The organism is Chryseobacterium gambrini, assembly GCF_027920505.1.
Classification (GTDB): Bacteria; Bacteroidota; Bacteroidia; order Flavobacteriales; family Weeksellaceae; genus Chryseobacterium; species Chryseobacterium gambrini.
The window spans coordinates 1,670,738-1,690,068 of the sequence record NZ_CP115857.1 but is presented as its reverse complement, the minus strand read 5'-3'; the positions used below and the strand labels follow the sequence as shown (position 1 = coordinate 1,690,068).

At 34.3% G+C, this 19,331-nt stretch carries 16 protein-coding genes; 5 read left to right on the top strand and 11 right to left on the bottom strand.

What is annotated here, in order from left to right; all coding sequences use genetic code 11:
* Nucleotides 1–4: 4 nt before the first annotated feature.
* From PFY09_RS07530 to PFY09_RS07510, 5 genes are all read right to left on the bottom strand, one after another.
* A complete protein-coding gene (locus PFY09_RS07530) occupies nucleotides 5–580 on the bottom strand; it encodes a hypothetical protein (protein WP_271162011.1) in 576 nt (191 codons plus the stop codon).
* Nucleotides 581–583: 3 nt separating this feature from the next.
* Nucleotides 584–850: a DUF2089 family protein gene (locus PFY09_RS07525; protein ID WP_268054868.1), complete on the bottom strand. Its 267-nt coding sequence runs from the start codon at nucleotides 848–850 to the stop codon at nucleotides 584–586.
* Between the two features lie 380 nt (nucleotides 851–1,230).
* The gene (locus PFY09_RS07520) at nucleotides 1,231–2,052 is read right to left on the bottom strand and encodes a hypothetical protein (RefSeq protein ID WP_271162010.1); all 822 of its coding nucleotides are present in this window, start codon (nucleotides 2,050–2,052) and stop codon (nucleotides 1,231–1,233) included.
* 114 nt (nucleotides 2,053–2,166) lie between these two features.
* The gene (locus tag PFY09_RS07515; RefSeq protein ID WP_271162009.1) at nucleotides 2,167–2,628 is read right to left on the bottom strand and encodes a hypothetical protein; all 462 of its coding nucleotides are present in this window, start codon (nucleotides 2,626–2,628) and stop codon (nucleotides 2,167–2,169) included.
* A gap of 9 nt (nucleotides 2,629–2,637) precedes the next feature.
* A complete protein-coding gene (locus tag PFY09_RS07510) occupies nucleotides 2,638–2,895 on the bottom strand; it encodes a hypothetical protein (protein WP_271162008.1) in 258 nt (85 codons plus the stop codon).
* A 246-nt stretch (nucleotides 2,896–3,141) separates the two neighbouring features.
* On the opposite strand from PFY09_RS07510, the gene speB reads away from it, so the two are divergent.
* From speB to PFY09_RS07495, 3 genes are all read left to right on the top strand, one after another.
* Nucleotides 3,142–3,999, top strand: a complete 858-nt coding sequence (speB, locus tag PFY09_RS07505; protein ID WP_271162007.1) for an agmatinase — start codon at nucleotides 3,142–3,144, stop codon at nucleotides 3,997–3,999.
* 66 nt (nucleotides 4,000–4,065) lie between these two features.
* A complete protein-coding gene (locus PFY09_RS07500; protein WP_271162006.1) occupies nucleotides 4,066–4,908 on the top strand; it encodes a bifunctional helix-turn-helix domain-containing protein/methylated-DNA--[protein]-cysteine S-methyltransferase in 843 nt (280 codons plus the stop codon).
* 291 nt (nucleotides 4,909–5,199) lie between these two features.
* Complete coding sequence (locus tag PFY09_RS07495; RefSeq protein WP_271162336.1) at nucleotides 5,200–5,808, top strand: alpha-ketoglutarate-dependent dioxygenase AlkB family protein; 609 nt, start codon at nucleotides 5,200–5,202, stop codon at nucleotides 5,806–5,808.
* Nucleotides 5,809–6,652: 844 nt separating this feature from the next.
* Here the strand turns inward: PFY09_RS07495 and PFY09_RS07490 are convergent.
* The 4 genes from PFY09_RS07490 to PFY09_RS07475 all read right to left on the bottom strand — a co-directional run bounded on the left by PFY09_RS07490 (nucleotide 6,653) and on the right by PFY09_RS07475 (nucleotide 12,416).
* Entirely contained in the window at nucleotides 6,653–8,512 is a 1,860-nt protein-coding gene (locus tag PFY09_RS07490) for a CocE/NonD family hydrolase (RefSeq protein WP_271162005.1), read from the bottom strand.
* Between the two features lie 210 nt (nucleotides 8,513–8,722).
* Nucleotides 8,723–11,413: a TonB-dependent receptor gene (locus PFY09_RS07485; protein WP_271162004.1), complete on the bottom strand. Its 2,691-nt coding sequence runs from the start codon at nucleotides 11,411–11,413 to the stop codon at nucleotides 8,723–8,725.
* 85 nt (nucleotides 11,414–11,498) lie between these two features.
* Complete coding sequence (locus tag PFY09_RS07480) at nucleotides 11,499–11,918, bottom strand: SH3 domain-containing protein (RefSeq protein ID WP_256038340.1); 420 nt, start codon at nucleotides 11,916–11,918, stop codon at nucleotides 11,499–11,501.
* 6 nt (nucleotides 11,919–11,924) lie between these two features.
* Nucleotides 11,925–12,416, bottom strand: a complete 492-nt coding sequence (locus PFY09_RS07475) for a BON domain-containing protein (RefSeq protein ID WP_271162003.1) — start codon at nucleotides 12,414–12,416, stop codon at nucleotides 11,925–11,927.
* Between the two features lie 224 nt (nucleotides 12,417–12,640).
* Here PFY09_RS07475 and PFY09_RS07470 point away from each other — a divergent pair, with 224 nt between their 5' ends.
* Together PFY09_RS07470 and PFY09_RS07465 are read left to right on the top strand one after the other, a co-directional pair.
* Nucleotides 12,641–13,891 carry a dicarboxylate/amino acid:cation symporter gene (locus PFY09_RS07470; RefSeq protein WP_116096070.1) on the top strand — a complete coding sequence of 417 codons (1,251 nt, stop codon included), beginning with the start codon at nucleotides 12,641–12,643 and terminating at the stop codon, nucleotides 13,889–13,891.
* Nucleotides 13,892–14,890: 999 nt separating this feature from the next.
* Nucleotides 14,891–15,610: a phytanoyl-CoA dioxygenase family protein gene (locus PFY09_RS07465; RefSeq protein WP_271162002.1), complete on the top strand. Its 720-nt coding sequence runs from the start codon at nucleotides 14,891–14,893 to the stop codon at nucleotides 15,608–15,610.
* A 62-nt stretch (nucleotides 15,611–15,672) separates the two neighbouring features.
* On the opposite strand, the gene PFY09_RS07460 is transcribed toward PFY09_RS07465, so the two are convergent.
* Nucleotides 15,673–16,431: a hypothetical protein gene (locus PFY09_RS07460; RefSeq protein ID WP_271162001.1), complete on the bottom strand. Its 759-nt coding sequence runs from the start codon at nucleotides 16,429–16,431 to the stop codon at nucleotides 15,673–15,675.
* Nucleotides 16,432–16,443: 12 nt separating this feature from the next.
* The gene (locus PFY09_RS07455; RefSeq protein WP_271162000.1) at nucleotides 16,444–19,272 is read right to left on the bottom strand and encodes a GH92 family glycosyl hydrolase; all 2,829 of its coding nucleotides are present in this window, start codon (nucleotides 19,270–19,272) and stop codon (nucleotides 16,444–16,446) included.
* Nucleotides 19,273–19,331 lie beyond the last annotated feature (59 nt).

Here is a 19,331-nt window from a genome sequence, read left to right as displayed (position 1 = left end):
GGGATTAAATATTGATAAGAATTTTTGAAATAATTTCTGCGATAAGAAGAGCAACGGCAAAACCTGCAAAATGCTGCCATTTTTTAGCATTCACGGACGTTTTAAAACCGTTAACCAGTAAAGTGATGTAATACACCGTAATCATTAAAAGGACACAGCTGATGACAAGGAGCAAAGCCAGATCTAATGGTTTCAGCTGAAGATGCTGAATATCATTCCGCTGATTTAAAATCTGATCTCCGATTCTGGTAAGAATAGGGCTTGAAGTAATAACCGCACCAATATACATCGGGAATCTGGAAATAGTGGCAGTATTAAAAATATCAATTGCACGGGTTTTCCTGTTAATAATTTTTCCGGCGATCAGAAGAGTTACAAAAATACAGGCGACATTGATGCCGTTTTCTTTTAGACTGGTCAGAAAATCTGTTTCACTCTGATGAATATCCAGAACACCGTCGTAAGTAACATCTAAAAAGGAACCGAGTAAAGCACCAGTCAGCGTTAATAGAATTCCGGTTACAAAAAGCTGTTTCTCGCTGTAAATCCCAAAAGGGTTAAAAATCAATTTCCAGTTCATGGTTTATTTTTTCAGGGTTTCAATTTTTCCGATCAGATCGTCGAGTTTATTTCTCATGGTCGGGTAGGAAAGTCCTGCCTGTTTCGCCATTTCTTTAATGCTTCCGCTGGACAGAAAAAAGCTGAGGATAAATTCCTGTTCTTCGCGCGTAAGCTGTAAGTATAAAGGTAGTTCGTAATTTCCACTGACGGTGGTTTCGCAGTTGTTGCATTTCATCTGGCTTACCTGTAATGCAGATTCACAGCTTGGGCAAACTATAGGGAGTTTCATGTTCTTAACTTTTTGTAAAAATAAAAATTATTTTAATAAAGTTAAAAATTATTTTAATAAAATTAAAATGTTTTTTGTTTTATAATAGATTTTAGACTGAAGATTTGTGATTTTTTAAGGATGAAAATACTTGTAGAAATTTTGCAGGAAAATTTGTTTTTTGAAAAAATCTTAAGTGACGGATATAAAATTTTTTAAATTGATTTAATTTTGGAAGAACGAATAATATAAAATTGATTTATGTAAAAGTCTAAACAGGCAGAAAAATCGAATTATTTTCCAATGATATGGAAACGGCAAAAAATAAAATGGGTTAGTTAAATTAGTTATAATAGGCAATAGTAATTTGATAAATACAATTTTTATACGTATGAAACGTTTTAAATTATTTCTTCTTCATTTGCTCTCTTAATAAAGTAAAGTCCTTTTTCTGTAATTATATAGCGCTCTTGTTTTAATAAATTTTCAGTAGATACTTTTATAAGTCCAAGCGAAATAAATCTATCCATTAAATATTGCGATTTATCGTTTTTATCTGATAAATTTAGCTTGTTACAAAAATTTACAAAATCACGGATGGTATTTTTCGGACTATTTTTATACTCATCATAATAACTTTTAAATTTTAATTTATTGTCATTTATGGAGTGATGCAGATCATCAATAGTTGTATCTTTTTTAATTAATTCATTTTTTAATTCATTATTTTCCTGGATAATATTTTCAACTCTTTCTTCTGAACTTTTTATTATATTATATTGATCATCAATTTGTTTTTTTAGAGAAATAATTTGGTTATTCAAATCTGATTTTTCTTTATAATCAGCTTTGATATTTTCTAATTCTATTTCACTTAAAGCTATTCTTTTTTTTCCATCTAAATCAATAAGTCTATTTTTATATAAATTTTGATTTCTTTCTTTATAGGATTTAAAAGTAATATTTTCAAATAGCCACATTAAATATGGCAAAACAATAATATAAAATATTGAAATGAGTAGAGGATAGAAAAGGATATTTTCAATACTTGAATATTTATCATTAATTAAATTAATCCTCTCTTCAATTTTTTTTTCTGAAACAAATAATACAAAAATTGCTTTCCAATTAAAAGCAATAAAAGAAAGAATGAAGGTTCCAATAAAAGGATTTTTTAATCTTTCTTCTGATGTTTTAAAAACGGATAAAAAGATATCTTTCATTAGTAAATGGTATAAATTTTTTTAAAAAATGTAGTAGAAGATAATATTTATAAAATAAACTAAATTTTTCTATTACTCATTCAACTCGTATATTCAATGTTATGTTAACAGAAATTATATCTCTCTAGTTTCAAAATTTAAATTCTTGTAAAAAATGATTAAAGTTCTTAATTTATTTGAAATTGTATTTTGAAATATATAATCTAACATTTGACTTGATCTACGTTTTAGAAACATTAAGGTAGAAGTTTCTGAATGTTTTGAAATTTGAAAATCTGAAATATCTTCATAATCGTTCAGTTCAAGAGCTTTGTAATATAAATCATTTTTAGTTTTTTCCAAACCAAAATCGAGCAAAAATTGATTTAAATCATAACTTTCTTCTAGAAAATCCTTTTTAAGTATTACGATATTTGAAAAATTTGTATTAAAAGTACCTGTCTTAGGATTTTCAATTATTATAAATGTTTGACACCTGTATTCATCTGGGTACTCAATTCCATTTAATACTATTGTCGGAATTCCTAATCCTTTTATATAGTCACTAATGTAATATTCATTCACTTCTTTTTCCATTTTTATAATTTAAATTTTTAGATATTGTTCGTTAATTTCTTTAATTTTTTCAATTAATTCGGCTCTGTCGCTTTCATTTAAAATTCCTAAACTAATAAAAGTGTTTAACATTGTTTCAACATTATCTGTTTGTTTTTTAAAATCTTTTATCCAACGACTAAGCTCATTTAATTTCTCCAATTTTGTAAAATCATCTAAATAATTTATAGGGCTTATATTATCATAAATATTTTTTACAATGCGTAGAAAATTTTCTTTTTCTGTCATATTAAATTTTTTTTGGATATATTCGATTTATAATTTCTGCTAAATCAAATATTAACACATTACGCCAATACAAATTATGATACCAAATATATAAAAAACTAATCCATCAATAATTACGGTTTTCCATAAATAGAGAATTATTCTTATAAATAAATCAAAAGATAAATTCTCCAATCTTTCTCCATTCACCAACTTCTCCAAACTTCTTTGTATCTTTGCCGAAATCATTTAATTTTTACATAAAACATGAAAACATACGCAGGAATTCCTGAGGAAAATGCATCGTTAGAAAACTCGAAAGTAATGTTGGTGACTGTTCCTTACGACGGAACTTCAACATGGGGAAAAGGAGCCGATAAAGGTCCTGAATTATTCCTTGATGCTTCCGAAAACATGGAACTGTATGACATCGAAACCCAGACAGAACCATTTTTAGAAGGAGTATATTTAGCAGGAGAAGTTTCTGAAAATTCTTCACCGGAAGCCATGACAGAAGCCGTTTACCAGAAAACAAAAGAGCTTTTGAATAATGACGGAAAACTATTCACCCTTTTCGGGGGAGAACACTCTGTTTCTATCGGGTCGATTCGTGCGGTAGGAGAGAAGTTTGAGAATTTAACCGTTCTTCAGTTGGACGCCCACACAGATCTTCGTCCGGAATTCCACGGCTCTACTTCCAACCACGCATGTGCGGTTTTTGAAGCCAATCAGAAACATAATCTGGTACAGGTGGGAATCCGTTCTATGGATGTGGAAGAAGTGGAATATTTACCGGAAGGAAGAGTATTTTTCGCTCACGAAATTGCCAACAACGAAAACTGGGTAAACGACGTTTTGGAAAAAGTTTCAGGAAATGTGTACATCACGATTGATCTTGATGCTTTCGATCCATCGCTTTGTCCGTCAACAGGAACTCCGGAACCGGGAGGCTTACAGTGGTATCCGACTTTGGAATTATTAAGAAAAGTATTCGAAAAATGTAACGTTGTCGCTTTTGATATTGTAGAATTAATGGATTCTCCGATGGCAAAACCAAGCGCATTCTTGGCGGCGAAGTTATATTACAAAATGCTTGCTTACTATCATATCTATAACAACAACTAAATTCCGCAGGAAACGGATTTTTTCTGCCGTAGATTCTTTGGAAATTTGTGAGGTAAATTCAATGTTATGTCTACACAGAATCAGATAGATTACGAAAGAATTGCCAAAGCGATAGACTATATCAGGAGCAATTTTAAGCTTCAGCCAAGTTTGGAGGAAGTGGCAGAGAAAATTCATTTGAGTCCGGCTCATTTTCAGAAGATGTTTTCTGACTGGGCGGGAACAAGTCCGAAGAAATTTTTGCAGTTCATCAGTTTGGAACATGCCAAAAGTTTGTTGAAAGAAGAAAAAGCGAGTTTATTTGATACGGCTTACGAGACAGGATTATCGAGTACAAGCAGACTGCACGATCTGTTTGTGAAAATAGAAGGAATGTCTCCGGCAGAATATAAAAACGGAGGAAAAAGTCTCAACATCAATTACAGTTTTTCCGAAAGTCCTTTTGGAAAAATAATTGCAGCTTCCACAGAAAAAGGAATCTGCTACATGGCTTTTGAAACCGATCAACATAAAGCATTGGGAGATTTACAGGCTAAATTTCCCAATGCTTCTTTTTTTGAAAGAAAAGATGATTTCCAGAGCAATGCGTTATCTATTTTCAGTAAAGACTGGTCGGAACTTAACACCATAAAACTCCATCTGAAAGGAACAGATTTTCAGTTGAAAGTCTGGGAAAGTCTGCTCACAATTCCCATGGGGAAATTATCAACCTATGGAAATCTGGCGGATAAAATTGGAAATCCAAATGCTTCAAGAGCCGTCGGAACCGCGATTGGCTGCAATCCTGTTGCGTTTTTAATTCCGTGTCACAGAGTAATTCAGTCAACCGGAAAAATCGGCGGTTATATGTGGGGAAGCGAAAGAAAACAACTGATTATCGGCTGGGAAAGTTCAAAAATATACTCTTGATTTCAAACACAAATTGCACTAATTTTTTACGAATAGCTAATAATTCTGATTGAAATTTTAAAAATAAAACTATTCCATCAATAGAAACGGGCTTTAGCCCGTTTAAAATAATCAATTGACCAAATTGGCTTTAGCCTAAAACTTATTTTAATGAAAAAATCAACGAAATATTGTCATTCTGTAGGAATCTGGGATCATTTATTAGAGGTTAAAATTTAAAAATACTTAGCTTAGATTCCTACGGAATGACAAAGAACTTGAAACATTAATCACAAAACATTAAACTTTATGATGAGTTTATTCGAAGACGTATCAGATTATCCTTTAAATATCCTTCCCAAAGACGGAACCGTTCATTACTACGGAAAAGTGTTCTCCAAAGAAAAGGCTGATTTTTATTTCGATTATCTGCTTAACGAAATTCCGTGGGAAAATGATGAAGCCGTTATTTTCGGAAAACTGATTGTAACCAAAAGAAAAGTAGCATGGTTCGGTGAAAAACCATTTGAATATACCTATTCCAAACGGACAAAATATGCAAAATTCTGGACTCCCGAATTATTGGAATTAAAGAAAAAATGTGAAGAAATTACTGGCGAAACCTACAATTCCTGCCTTCTGAATTTATACCACGACGGAAGCGAAGGAATGGCGTATCACAGTGATGCCGAAAAAGATTTAAAAAAACACGGAGCCATTGCTTCCCTGACTTTCGGAGCGGAAAGAAAGTTCTTATTTAAACATAAAACAACAAAAGATAAAGCCGAAATATTTCTGGAAAGCGGAAGTTTATTGGTGATGAAAGGAACCACGCAGGACAATTGGCTGCACCGGCTTCCTCCAACAACAAAAGTAAAAACACCGCGAGTGAATCTTACGTTCCGTACCATTGCAGAGTGATTTATTTACATTCATTTATGGTGTTTTTGTCATGCTGAAAGCATCTAGACAAAGTTTTCAATGTATCGTTGAGATCCTTTCAGGATGACAAATTGGATGGATAATTATCTCCCGCAGATTTTGCAAATTTAGCAGATGATTGAGTGGAAAAATCCGCACAATCTGCACAATCCGCGAGAAAATAAAACTTTCAGAACGATTGAATGATGATTTATTTCCACTACGTTTGTCATGCTGAAAGCATCTAAACAAAGTTTTCAATGTATCGTTGAGATCCTTTTATAATGACAAGCTGTATATGATTATCATCTCCCGCAGATTAAGCAAATTTAGCAGATGATTAAGTTAAAAAAAATCTGCACAATCTGCTAAATCCGCGAGAAACCAAAAAATAAAAGCTATTCAAACTTAACTTTCAGAACAATTGAATGGTGATTTACAGTACGTTTGTCATGCTGAAAGCATCTGAAAAAAGTTTTCAATGTATCGTTTAGATCCTTTCAGGATGACAATTGGATGGTTAATTATATCCCGCAGATTTTGCAGATTGAGCAGATAATTGAGTGGGAAAAAATCCGCACAATCTGCTAAATCAGCGAGAAACAAAAAATAAAAATAACTTTCAGAACAATTGAATGGTGATTTACAGTACGTTTGTCATCCTGAAAGCATCTAAACAAAGTTTTTAATGTATTGTTGAGATCCTTTCAGGATGACAAATTGTATGGTTAATTATCTCCCGCAAATTTAGCAGATGATTAAGGGGAAAAAATCCGCACAATCTGTATAATCTGCGAGAACCAAAAAATAAAAAAAAGCTGTTCCAACCGAACAGCTTTTAAATTTATTTCAAAACCTCAACTTCAATCGCACTGTCATCAAAAACTTTGATAAACGCTTTCGTGTAGTCTTCCTTCGTTGCAAAATTCGGATTTTCCATAAATTTCTGTGGGTTGATCGCAAAAAGCGGAAACCACGTCGAAGAAATCTGAATCTGGATTTTATGTCCCTTTTTAAAAGTATGCACCACATCCTGCAATCTGAAATTCACGGCTGTTTTCTGGTTCGGAACCATGGCTTCCGCTTTTTCTCTTGAATTTCTGAATCTTGTAAGCATAATTTCGCTTCGTACCATCTGATGATAATTTCCATAGATCACCCCGTCTTTTTTCTCAGCAGGTTTAAAATCTTCAGGATAAACATCAATTAATTTTACCGCAAAATCTGCATCCGTAGAAGTGGATGCAATGTTTAATTTAGCCATAATTTCTCCCGCAAACGTAATGTCATCCGTCAGAACATCCGTTGTAAACGTTAAAACATCAGGTCTTCCTTCTGCAAATCTCTGGTCTTCCGACATATAATTTTTCGGGGTGAAGCCGTTGAAATCTCTTAAATTATCAGAGCTTAAAACCGGATTATTAGGATCACTGTAATATTCTGAAGAACCTTGTCCTGCTGCGTTTTTCAAAGTTCCTTTCGATAAATAGAAATTCACTTTCTGTGCTTCTTTTGGCGGATAGGTTGCAAACTCTCTCCATTGTTTTGCACCGGTGTCGTACATTAATGCTTCCGGTAAACCTGCATCCTGTTTTGTATTTCCTTTCAGATAATGATTGAAGAATTTTGTTTCCACATTCTTCTGGTAATACGTTGCAATGCTGTCTCCGAAATAAATCTGGTTGTGGAAATGTTTTCCCTGTTCATACGCCCAGGCTCCGTGAGAGAAAGGTCCCATTACAATTGTGTTTTTCGCTTTCGGACTTGTTTTTTCAATGGTTTTATAAATATTTAAAGGTCCTGAAAGATCTTCCGCATCAAACCATCCTCCAACAGTCATTACCGCATGATTTACATTTTTAAGATGAGGCAGAAGACTTCTTTTCTGCCAGAATTCATCGTAATTCGTATGATTCATTATTTCCGTCATGAAGAAATTATCCTTGTAGTACTTTTCATAACCGTCTTTTAAGGTTCCCATGTCTCTGTAAAATTTCAGACCGTCTTCAGAAGTCGCTTTAATCATAGAATCAGAATACCACGCTTTATTTTCCGGCTTTGTTTTCTGAACGCCGAAAACAGGGAAAGTTCTGAAATAGCCCATCATAAATCTTCCGTTGTGAAGAAAATCGTCATTCCAGAAATCTGAAATCGGCGCCTGTGGAGAAGAAGCTACCAAAGCAGGATGTTGTGCCAGAATTCCGACTGCGGTATAAAATCCGGGATAAGAAGTTCCGTATTGTCCTACTTTTCCGTTGTTGTCTTTGATATTTTTCAATAACCACTCGATCGTGTCGTACGTATCTGTACTTTCATCAACATCTTTCTTTGTTTTTCTTTCAACCTGCGGCGTCATATTGGTGAAAGTTCCTTCACTCATGTATCTTCCGCGAACGTCCTGAAACACAAAAATATATTTGTCCTTCATTAAATATTGGTTCGGTCCCAGTTTGGTTTTATATTCGTTTTCACCATAAGGAGCAACGCTGTAGCAGGTTCTCTGCATCAGAAACGGATATTTGTTTTTGTTGGAAATATCCTTTGGAATGTACACCGAAGTAAACAGTTTTACGCCATCACGCATCGGGATATACATTTCCTTTTTAATAAAATTATCCTTTACAAAAGTATCGGGTTGCTGTTTAGTCTGAGAATTTCCAAAAACAAACAGAAAAACAAACAAAATCGAAAAGTGAATCTTCATTGTTTAAAATTTGCAGCTAATTTAATCATAAAATGGTTTTTAGCACAAAGTTTTAACAACAGGTTGTCATTCTGACGAAGGAAGAATCTAAATTAAATATTATTTTATGGATCTTTTATTTTAAACTTTTTACTACAAAAGATTTAACCACTTTAGTTTTTTAAGTTTAATACTTAATCAAAAATTTTAGCAAAAGAAATTCAAATAAAACTATTTGCTCTTCCCTCCAAATTTATTCAGTTTCATCACCAGAGAAAACATCACATATCTTTTTAATATCAAATCTTCTCTGTCTTCCACGCCGGAAGCGGAAATTGTTCTGGTGACACTTTGGTTTTGGTTGAGAACATCATACACTTTTATACGCGCAGTAAGCTGTTTTTTGAAAAAAGTATATCCCACACTTGAATTTAAAAAGTAAAAATCTCTCTTGAAACCGGGTGCGATATTCGAACTCGTATTATATTCAAAATCATTTTCGAAAACAAGATTAGTCTGGAAGAAATAATTGGTAAGTTCCAGCCTGAAATTCTGAGACGTATTTTTGATACTTTCAATGCTGTAATTTTTATATTCTGAAAAATTATAATTGATGCTGTAAGATGGTTTAATGGTAATTTTATCCTTCTTTTCGTACATAACATTGATTCCCGGACTGAAATTGTAAGAATTACCTGTGAATTGCTGTCCGTTGATAAAACCTCTGTTAAAACTGTAACTAAATCCTGATCTTGGTCTTACATTCAGTTTATGGTCGTTCCATTTATACGTTTTTCCTAAACCTGCGATGAAATTGACGTTTTTATTTCCGCTGATGTTCGCGTAAGTCACAAACTGCTTTCCGGAATCATCGTAATACGAATAATTGGTTGTGTTATTGTTATTATAAACGAAACTAAAATTAAAATAATAGTTTAAATTTTTCTGAATATTATAACTGTTGAAATAAACATTCGTGGTGTTCGTCCATGAATTTTTAAGATCCGGATTTCCTTTGTACGTTACCAGAGGATTGGATTCATCCACATACGGAATCAGATTGGCGGAAGAGGGAAGACTGAAATAGGATGAATTATTGATGCTTACATTAGAAGTCTGACTGAAATTGTAAAGCAGTCCGAAATTATATCTCGGAAGCGCAAAATTTCTCTGCAGCTCATAATTTTGTCCGTTGAAAGTGGAATGATAGTTCAGATCTGTAAGATTCAAACTTAAAGATGTCCACATTTTCAGCATTTTTTTATCTAAATTAAAACTGATTTCAGGCGAAAGCTGATTGTTTTTTTCATCCGAACGGTTGGATAAAGCCAGATTGTACACCGTATATTTTCCTGTTGTGGCATCAAAATCATTTACGGTTCTTTCATTCACCGCATTTCTCGAATTATAATCCAGACTCATCGTCACACTTGCAGAATCCGAAACAGGTTCCGTATATTTTGCATTAAATGAATAATTGTTATTCTGATTTTTACTCTGACTGAGCTGATTTCTTACATCTCTTTTGGCAGCATTTTCTACTCCGTTTTCAAAAAATAAAGTACCGGAATTGATGAGGTTATTATTTCTATTCTGCTGAATCGAAGTATTTACACTGGCATAAAAACTTCTGTTTTTCTTTCTGAATTTTCTTGCGTAATGAAGATTGGGCGAGAAACTGTTGTTTTCGGAATCCGTTACAGTAGAAGACTGACTTTTATTGAGCAGTTCATCATTTTTAAAAGTAGCTGAATTTCCCGTTCTGAAATTATTTGATTTTGTAAAAGAAAACGACGGCGAAAAAGAAATGGTACTGATTGTATCCGGCTTTATTCTCAGCGTAGAATTCAGCGTGTATTGCTCTCTTTCGTTTTCGGCGCGGTTTTCAGAGTCCGTTTTTAAATTAGAATCCGGAAGAAAAGTGGTTTTGGAAACTTTTGAAGCCGTTTCAAGATTGGTTGTGTTTCGTTTGATTCCGAGTTCCTCAATTTCGACTTCTTTGCCCAATTTATCACTATAATTCACTCCGATCATCAAAGACTTCTGAATTCCCAGCTTTGAATTTTTGCCATTGTCATCATCCATAGAAACACCCTGCGAATTGATATTATTGGCATAACCCAGCAAACTTATTTTGGTCTTATCTTTAAAATAATTAATCAGTCCTTTTTCGTCATACCGTTTATCTGAGCCGTAACCAGCCGAAATTCTCGAAACCCATCCTTTATTTTTCTTCTCATCAATATTAAAATTAATGGTTTTGTTCTGCGATTTAGGCGTTTTTCCCGTAAGTTCCTCTTCTTTGGTTTTGGTGGTGGTAAACTGGATGTTTTTAATGATATCGGCTGGAAGATTTTTTAATGCAATTTTTCCGTCTTTATCGAAAAAAGGCTTTCCGTTCACCATGATCTGGTCGACTTCTTTTCCGTTGACGGTAATTTTTCCGTCGTTGTCGATCTCCACACCGTCAATATTTTTTAATAACTCTTCGATATTGCTGTTGGGACGTACTTTGATGGCATTTGCTTTATATTCAATCGTGTCTTTTTTTATTTTTATCGGCGAAACGGTAATTTTTACCTCTTCAATATCCGAAATCTGATTTTTTTCTAACTGGATGTCTCCCAGATCAATAGATTTTTCAATGGTATCGAATTTTGTGGAGTAAGAAATTAATTTTTCAGCATCAATCTGTAGAATTGTAGGTTCATCAAGTTCTTTGGTTTTTATTGAAAACTGACCTTCCCTGTTAGACGTTGTATAATCGACTAACGAAGAATCTTTCTGTTTTAAAAGGTAAATGGTTGCATTTTCCACAGGTTTTTTTTCAAAATCTGTAATTTTTCCTTTAATGACGCATTTTTGTCCGTTCAGCATAAGAAAGCTCAACAAAAAGAACAGCAACCATAAGATTTTCTTCATTGAATGTTTTTAAACGCGCTAAAATATAAAAAAAACATCCCCGAAAAGGGATGTTCCTATTTTAAATAATGTTAAATCTTTAAAATTAAGCTCTCAAATATCTTGAGTAAGCATAACCTTCCTGTCCGTCTTCAGTTTTTACTTTCCACCAGTCGTCTGATGTCTGCTCAACCAAAGTTACGGAAGAACCTTTTGCCGCTTTACCTACAACAGCTGCATCCGTAGAAGGCTCCTGTCTGATATTAAGGTTAGATTCCTCAGTCGCAACCGTAAGAGCCGCACCTGCCGCCAAACCTGAAACCTGTACATCGATATTGATGTCTGAAGCAGAATACGTAGAATCAATTGCTCCTAAAGCATTCCAAACCGCATCTTTTGCTGCTGTGTTGGAAGCACTTCCTGAAACGTAAAGAATTCCGTCCTGTTCCTGAACCTGAAGGTTAGAAATTCCAGCAGACTGAGCAGCAGAAACCACACTTGAATATTTATCTTGTAATGTGCTCATCTTTAATTACTTTACTGTTAGTTTATTATTGTACTTACCAATTTTCAAAGCATCGATAGATTCTTTTACTTTTCTTGCATCAGCAGAAGATACGCTTCCTGTAAGAGTAAGTTCTCCGTTTACTACCTCAACTTTTACTCCCGGGATATCTTTTACAGCATCCTGTACTTTTTGCTGAACCATAGGATCTACTGCACTCTTGGTTTCTACAGGAGCTACAGCAGTTACTGCAGGCTCTACTTTCGCCATATCCATTACTTCTTTAACACCGGTAATGGCTTTCAGTTGCTTAATCATTGCATCTTTTGCCTCCTGAGTTTCGAAAGTTCCGCTCAGGTGTGCAACGCCGTCCTTCACTTCTACAGAAGCACCTGGATTTGCTGTTACTACCGTAGTAGCCTGCGTTTGAAGATCGGCATCAGAAACTTTCTTTTTACAAGAAACAGCTCCGAAAGATACAGCTATAGCTAATGCAGCCATTGCGATCGTTTTTTTCATAGTTGTATATTTTTTAATGTTGTTAATACAAGTAAATGTAATAATAAAATTTGTACCAAAAGGATAAAATTCAAATAAATTTTTGTAAATTTTTATACAATATTTTATTAATCAGATAATTAATTTTAAATCATGTTTAATTTAACATAATATTATCTCTTGGGAAAATGAAATCTTTCCGCCAATTGTAAAAATATTATATTTGCGAATCTTGAAACATATATATGAAAGGACAGAATAAACTTTTTATAGCAATTATTATCGCACTGGTTATCGGTGTGGGAATCGGCGGAGTTGTGCATACACAGGCTCCGGAAAGTGCAGAATCTTTTTCTAAAAATATAAAACTGCTGGGAACGGTTTTCATCCGTCTTGTTCAGATGATTATTGCTCCGTTGGTTTTCACAACTCTGGTGGTGGGAATTGCCAAAATGAGCGATATTAAAATGATCGGAAGAGTAGGAACGAAAGCCATGTTGTGGTTTATTTCTGCGTCATTAATTTCATTATTCATTGGACTTATGCTGGTAAATTGGCTTGAACCGGGACACGTTACCAAGCTTCCGATTCAGGATGCAGCTTCCGCAGAAGAATTATTGAAAACAAGCAAAGGATTTTCCATGGAAGACTTTGTAAAACATATTATTCCTAAAAGTATTTTCGAAGCGTTTGCGACCAATGAAGTATTGCAGATCGTGGTATTTTCCATCATGTTCGGAATTGCTCTTGCGAATTTAGGCGAAGAATATTCTCAGCCTGTTATTAAATTATTCGACATTATAGCACACGGAATCCTGAAAATGGTAGGTTACATCATGTGGTTTGCGCCGCTTGGAGTTTTGGGAGCCATTGCTGCAGTAGTCGCGACCAATGGTTTTGAGATTTTTAAAGTCTACGCCATTTATTTAAGAGATTTTTTCTTTGCTTTAGGAATACTCTGGCTCGTACTTTTACTGGTTGGATATTTAATTTTAGGCAACCGTCTTTTCGAATTGTTAAGAAGAATAAAAGAACCTTTGCTGATTGCTTTTTCTACGACAAGCTCGGAAGCAGTTTTCCCGAAACTGGTGGAAGAACTGGAAAGATTTGGCTGTAATAACAGAGTAGTGTCGTTTATTTTACCTTTAGGATACTCTTTCAATCTGGACGGAAGTATGATGTACATGACGTTTGCTTCTATTTTTATTGCTCAGATTTATGGAATTGAAATGACTGTAGGACAACAGATTACGATGCTTCTGGTATTGATGTTAACTTCAAAAGGAATTGCGGGCGTTCCGAGAGCTTCTTTGGTAATTATTGTGGCAACCTGTTCCATGTTCGGAATTCCGCCGGAAGGAATTGCTTTAATTCTGCCAATCGACCATTTCTGCGATATGGGAAGAAGTATGACCAACGTTCTCGGAAATGCTTTGGCAACCTCAGCGGTTTCTAAGTGGGAAGGACAGTTGGAAAATCATGGCGGGAATATGTAATTAATAAGTGAAAAGTCAATTTCACTTCGTTTGTGAAATATGAATTATTCATTATTAGTGAATATTCATAACCAAAGCGAATGCACCATTGACAATTCATATCTTATAAAAAATCAAGCTTAGGCTGTGAGTGGTCAATAGTGAATTCTTAATTTTCATTATTGACCATTTATTTTTTAGGAAATTGAGATATTTGTAAGCAGAAAAGGATTCGTTATCTTGCTATCATTTGCTGAGTGAAACGCCTTAGCGAACGAAAAATATTTTCAATTAATTTAAATACAATCTTTGCGATCTTTGTTTTAAGAAATAGATTCTTCACTCCGCTGTGCTTCGATCGGAATGACAGATTCTATTTAATGAAATTTAAGTAAAATGAGTATACTGCATTATAGAAATTTAATTAAAGAAGAAGAGATCATTTATTTTGCTATCATTTGCTGAGTGAAATGCCATGGCGCACTAAAAATATTTTCAATTAATTTAAATAAAATCTTTGCGATCTTTGTTTTAAGAAATAGATTCTTGACTCCGCTGCGCTTCGATCAGAATGACAGATTCTATTTAATGAAATTTATGTAAAATGAATATGCCGCATTATAGAAATTTAATTAAAGAAGAAGTGATCATTTATTTTGCTATCATTTGCTGAGTGAAATGCCATGGCGCACTAAAAATATTTTCAATTAATTTAAATACAATCTTTGCGATCTTTGTTTTAAGAAATAGATTCTTGACTCCGCTGCGCTTCGATCAGAATGACAGATCCTATTCAATGAAATTTAACTAAAATGAATATATAGGATTATAGAAATTTAATTGAAGAAGAAGTGATCATTTATTTTGCTATCATTTGCTGAGTGAAACGCCTTAGCGCACTAAAAATATTTTCAATTAATTTAAATACAATCTTTGCGATCTTTGTTTTAAGAAATAGATTCTTCACTCCGCTGCACTTCGATCAGAATGACAGATCCTATTCAATAAAATTTAACTAAAATGAATTTACAACGTCATAAAAACTTAATTACAGAAAACGGTTTTACCGTCATCAACAATATTTTTTCCGATGAAGAAATTGAAAAGATCATTGAGGTTATTCAAAATATAGATACTTCTAAAGAAACTTTCAGAAAGTCGGAAGATCTTTTTGCCATCCGACATTTTTTAAAGGAAATTCCGGAAGTAAAAGATTTGATCTTTAATGAAAATTTAAAAACAATCATCAAAAAAATTTTCGGCGAAAAATACTTTGTGGTGAAGAGTATTTATTTCGATAAGCCTGAAAAATCAAACTGGTATGTTGCGTATCATCAGGATTTAACGATTTCAGTGGATAAAAAGCTGGAATTGGAAAATTTCGGACCATGGACAACGAAACAGAATCAGTTTGCGGTTCAGCCTCCTTTAGATATTCTTGAAAATATTTTCACCATAAGAATTCATCTGGATGATACGGATGAAAACAATGGAGCCTTAAAAATTGTTCCAAAATCCCACGCCAAAGGAATTTACAGACCGGAAACCATCGACTGGAACCTAGAAACTGAAACTATCTGCAATGTAGAAAAAGGCGGAGTTATGATCATGAAACCTTTACTTCTTCACGGTTCCAACCGGACTACGAACGGCAAAAAAAGAAGAGTGATCCACATTGAATTTTCTGATATGGAATTGCCCGCAGAACTGAACTGGTCGGAAAGAATGAAGCCAATTTAGCATAAAGTTTATTAAAATATAAAAACAATCCCCTCCGAAACATTTCAAAGGGGATTTGATTTTTACCATTCACTATTAATTACTTCTCCGTATTTCGTATTCATATTATCTTTAAGATATAGAAGTAATACGAGATATTCGTTTGTTGAGCTTTTTGTAAATAATGGAACATCGATCTCCATATTGTTCTTCATTATTTTCTCAATTTCTTCATCTTTATTTCCGAAAATGGTTATTGGTGAAATTTTTTCCACTTTTTGCTCATCATTAATCGTGATTTTATAAATAGCAAAGGGTTGTTTTGGAGAAAAATTTTTAATATTGGAAAACGCCGATTTATCTCCTGTTTGCAATTTGTCGTAGCCCGTTGTAAATTCTAATCCTATGAATCTGAACTTATTTTTATCTATATAAGCAAAGGTTTTTCCCAATGCTTTTAGATTTTTCTTTTCTTTTTTTGTATCAATATGGTATTTGGGTGAACATGAAGAAATACCATAACTGTTTTTGTATTTATTTAATAGTATCAGGTATTCTTCTCCAACTTTAACATTTGTTTCACAGGCTCCTGATGAAGGATTTCCTATAAGACCTCTTATATTTAAAGTTTTAAATATTTCGCCTTTATAGATTTTTTCAAATTCAATATCAGCTTTGTGAGTTCTTTGCTCATGGTTTTCATCATAGACTTTTATGATTTTTATAACACCCACAACATCGGCAGCTAAATAATTTTCGGCTAAAGTTTTAGTAACGCACTTACAAGCAGATACTTTTATCAAACCAATTGCAAAAAATAATAGTAAGAATAATTTTTTCATCATTGTAATTTTTTATTTCACAGAAATCTCATCCACAAAAATATAAGCATCTCCGCCGGCTCCCTGATGCCACTCCGGAAGTTTCCCGAAATGATAAGCTTTTATCTTTACGTATCGTGCCTGTGTAGGAAGAACTTCTGTCGAAAAATCTTTTACCTGAACCGTTTCATCTTTCGGATCTAAAATATTTTCAACTGTTTTCAGCAAAATAAAATCTTTTCCGTTGTTGGAAACGTAATATTCCACTTTTTTAGGCATTAAAATCCATGCACGGCTGTCCTGAAGATAGGTTGAAGATAACTGAGTGAACTGTTGAGGTGATTTCATGTCGATAATCGCTTCAAAAGTCTGTCCCTGATAACCAAGCCATTCTCCCTTTCTCCAGTTGGCGTCACCGTTGATTCCGTCGATTAATGATAATTTTCCGCTTGCTGTATATTGTGGAGTAGGAGTGGAATTTACCGTAATATCCCAGTTATTCGGTCTTCTGTTGAAATTGGCTCTTACAATTGAGCTCTTTTCGCCGTTTCTTTCCGCATAAGCCGCAACCTGAGTGGTTTTAGTAATGTTGAAAGGACCTTTATAAGCGGTAAACATTTTTCTTACGTTTGCATCACCCTCATCCAGCGTCATATAGTAAATTTTGTCATCAGGATTTAGCGCAGTAATCTCAACCTTTGTATTTAAATCAAAAATTCTTGCAGCAGAAATAACAGGAGATGCCGTTAATTCATCATATTTAAAATCTTTAAATGATTTTGCATTTTCAAAACCAAGTTTTTTAAGCTCTTCTCTGTTTGTATTGGGAGTAATAATTCTCGTTGTTCCATCCTCCAGATGAATTTTAACCTCATCAAAATAAGGCTTCGTCGTCTGCCATTCCGGTAATCCGGGAGTTACAGAGTAAATTCCCATCGCGCTCAGAATATACCATGCGCTCATCTGTCCGCAGTCTTCATTTCCAATCAGTCCGTCCGGTGTGTTTTTGTAATAATTATCAAGGATGAATTTAATTTTTGCATCTGTTTTCTCAGGCTTTCCTACATAATTATAAAGATAAGCGATGTGGTGGCTCGGTTCATTTCCCTGTGCATATTGTCCGATTAATCCGGTAATATCCACCTGTTCTCTTCCTGTTGTTTTGTCCGGTGCAGAAAAAATACCATCAATAAATTGTTCAAACTTTTCTTTTCCGCCATGCGCCGCGATCAGTCCCGGAATATCCTGCTGAACAGAGTAGGAGTAATGCCATGAATTTCCTTCGGTGTAATTATTGTTAACCTCTCTTGGCTCAAAAGGTTCGTACCAGTTTCCGTTTTTTCTTGGCTGCATGAATCCGTTCTTTGGATTGTACAGATTTTTCCAGTTCTGGGAGCGTTTCATGAAATACTGATAGTCTTCTTTTTTGCCTAAAATTTTAGCCATTTGGGCAATACACCAGTCGTCGTAAGCATATTCTACGGTTTTGGAAACACTTTCGTGCTCATCATCAATACTGATGAAATTATTCTGTTTGTAAGCATTTAACCCAAAAATATCCAACATAGCAGAGTTTTTAGATGCCTGAAATGCCTTTTCATAATCGAAACCTGTAATTCCTTTTGCCATCGCATCGGCAATAACGGAAACTGCGTGGTAACCGATCATGCATTCCGTTTCGTTGGAAGCCAGTTCCCAAACCGGAAGTTTTCCGCCCTGTTCATATTGTTTAATGAAAGTGTTGATGAAATCTGCCGTTCTTTTTCTGTCGATTAAAGTCATCAAAGGATGCGCTCCTCTGAAAGTATCCCAAAGCGAGAACACCGAATAATAATCGAATCCGTTTGCCATGTAGAATTTGTTATCGCGCCCTCTGTATTTTCCGTCAACATCCATATTGATGTTCGGTTGTGTGAACACGTGATACATTGCAGTGTAGAAAACTGCAAGTTTATTTTTGTCGGAAGATTTAACCTCGATTTTAGATAATTCTTTGTTCCAGTCTGCAACAGCCTGTTTCTCAATAGCTGTAAAGTCATTAGATTTTCCTTCAGCCAACATATTTTTTGCTGCTCCTTCGTATCCTGTAGGAGAAATTGAAATTTTTACAAGAATTTTTTCGCCTTTCTTAACTTGCGTTGAAAAAGCTAAAGCTAATTTATTTCCATTAAATGAAACCTTCTTTTTACCTTCACTAATCCCTTCGGTTTTTTCACCGGTTAAAAATTCTTTTGAAATTTTCATTGGCTTAGAAAATTCAATTCTTGCATAAATATACTGGTTCGTTGCCCACGCTTCACTTCTGCGGAAAACTTCAATCGTTTTATCATCAATGATTTTTACTTCGCCATCCAGCAGTTTATCTCTGTGATTCAGATCTAAAATGATATTTGCATCTCCTGCATTGTTGAAGGTGTATTCGTGGTAGCCGACTCTTTTAGTCGTCGTTAAACGGACGTCAATATTGTGTTTGTCTAATTTAACAGAATAAAATCCTGCTGTGGCTTTTTCGTTTTTATGAGAAAATTTGGATGAATATTCTTTCGGCGTTAAACCCGGTTTTCCCATAGTAGGCATCAGCATAATATCACCATAATCCGAAACCCCGGTTCCGTTGAGGTGGGTGTGCGAAAATCCGTAGATCACAGAGTCGGAATAATGATAGCCGCTGCAGCCGTCCCAGCTTCCGTCGATTCTTGTATCGGGAGAAAGCTGAACCATCCCGAATGGAACAATAGCTCCCGGAAAAGTGTGGCCATGACCGCCGGTTCCTATAAACGGATTCACATACTGCGAATAATTCTGGGCTTTGATACAAAGGGAAGTAAGAAAAAAAAGTAAGATGAATTTTTTAGAGTTCATTAGTTTGGTGATGTAATTTTTACTTAATATAGATTTCAACAAATCTAACAAAATTTCAT

Excerpts from the sequence above, each read along its gene's own strand:
- PFY09_RS07530 (WP_271162011.1), bottom strand. The coding sequence starts at position 580 with ATGAACTGGAAATTGATTTTTAACCCTTTTGGGATTTACAGCGAGAAA.
- PFY09_RS07525 (WP_268054868.1), bottom strand. The coding sequence starts at position 850 with ATGAAACTCCCTATAGTTTGCCCAAGCTGTGAATCTGCATTACAGGTA.
- PFY09_RS07520 (WP_271162010.1), bottom strand. The coding sequence starts at position 2,052 with ATGAAAGATATCTTTTTATCCGTTTTTAAAACATCAGAAGAAAGATTA.
- PFY09_RS07515 (WP_271162009.1), bottom strand. The coding sequence starts at position 2,628 with ATGGAAAAAGAAGTGAATGAATATTACATTAGTGACTATATAAAAGGA.
- PFY09_RS07510 (WP_271162008.1), bottom strand. The coding sequence starts at position 2,895 with ATGACAGAAAAAGAAAATTTTCTACGCATTGTAAAAAATATTTATGAT.
- speB (WP_271162007.1), top strand. The coding sequence starts at position 3,142 with ATGAAAACATACGCAGGAATTCCTGAGGAAAATGCATCGTTAGAAAAC.
- PFY09_RS07500 (WP_271162006.1), top strand. The coding sequence starts at position 4,066 with ATGTCTACACAGAATCAGATAGATTACGAAAGAATTGCCAAAGCGATA.
- PFY09_RS07495 (WP_271162336.1), top strand. The coding sequence starts at position 5,200 with ATGAGTTTATTCGAAGACGTATCAGATTATCCTTTAAATATCCTTCCC.
- PFY09_RS07490 (WP_271162005.1), bottom strand. The coding sequence starts at position 8,512 with ATGAAGATTCACTTTTCGATTTTGTTTGTTTTTCTGTTTGTTTTTGGA.
- PFY09_RS07485 (WP_271162004.1), bottom strand. The coding sequence starts at position 11,413 with ATGAAGAAAATCTTATGGTTGCTGTTCTTTTTGTTGAGCTTTCTTATG.
- PFY09_RS07480 (WP_256038340.1), bottom strand. The coding sequence starts at position 11,918 with ATGAGCACATTACAAGATAAATATTCAAGTGTGGTTTCTGCTGCTCAG.
- PFY09_RS07475 (WP_271162003.1), bottom strand. The coding sequence starts at position 12,416 with ATGAAAAAAACGATCGCAATGGCTGCATTAGCTATAGCTGTATCTTTC.
- PFY09_RS07470 (WP_116096070.1), top strand. The coding sequence starts at position 12,641 with ATGAAAGGACAGAATAAACTTTTTATAGCAATTATTATCGCACTGGTT.
- PFY09_RS07465 (WP_271162002.1), top strand. The coding sequence starts at position 14,891 with ATGAATTTACAACGTCATAAAAACTTAATTACAGAAAACGGTTTTACC.
- PFY09_RS07460 (WP_271162001.1), bottom strand. The coding sequence starts at position 16,431 with ATGAAAAAATTATTCTTACTATTATTTTTTGCAATTGGTTTGATAAAA.
- PFY09_RS07455 (WP_271162000.1), bottom strand. The coding sequence starts at position 19,272 with ATGAACTCTAAAAAATTCATCTTACTTTTTTTTCTTACTTCCCTTTGT.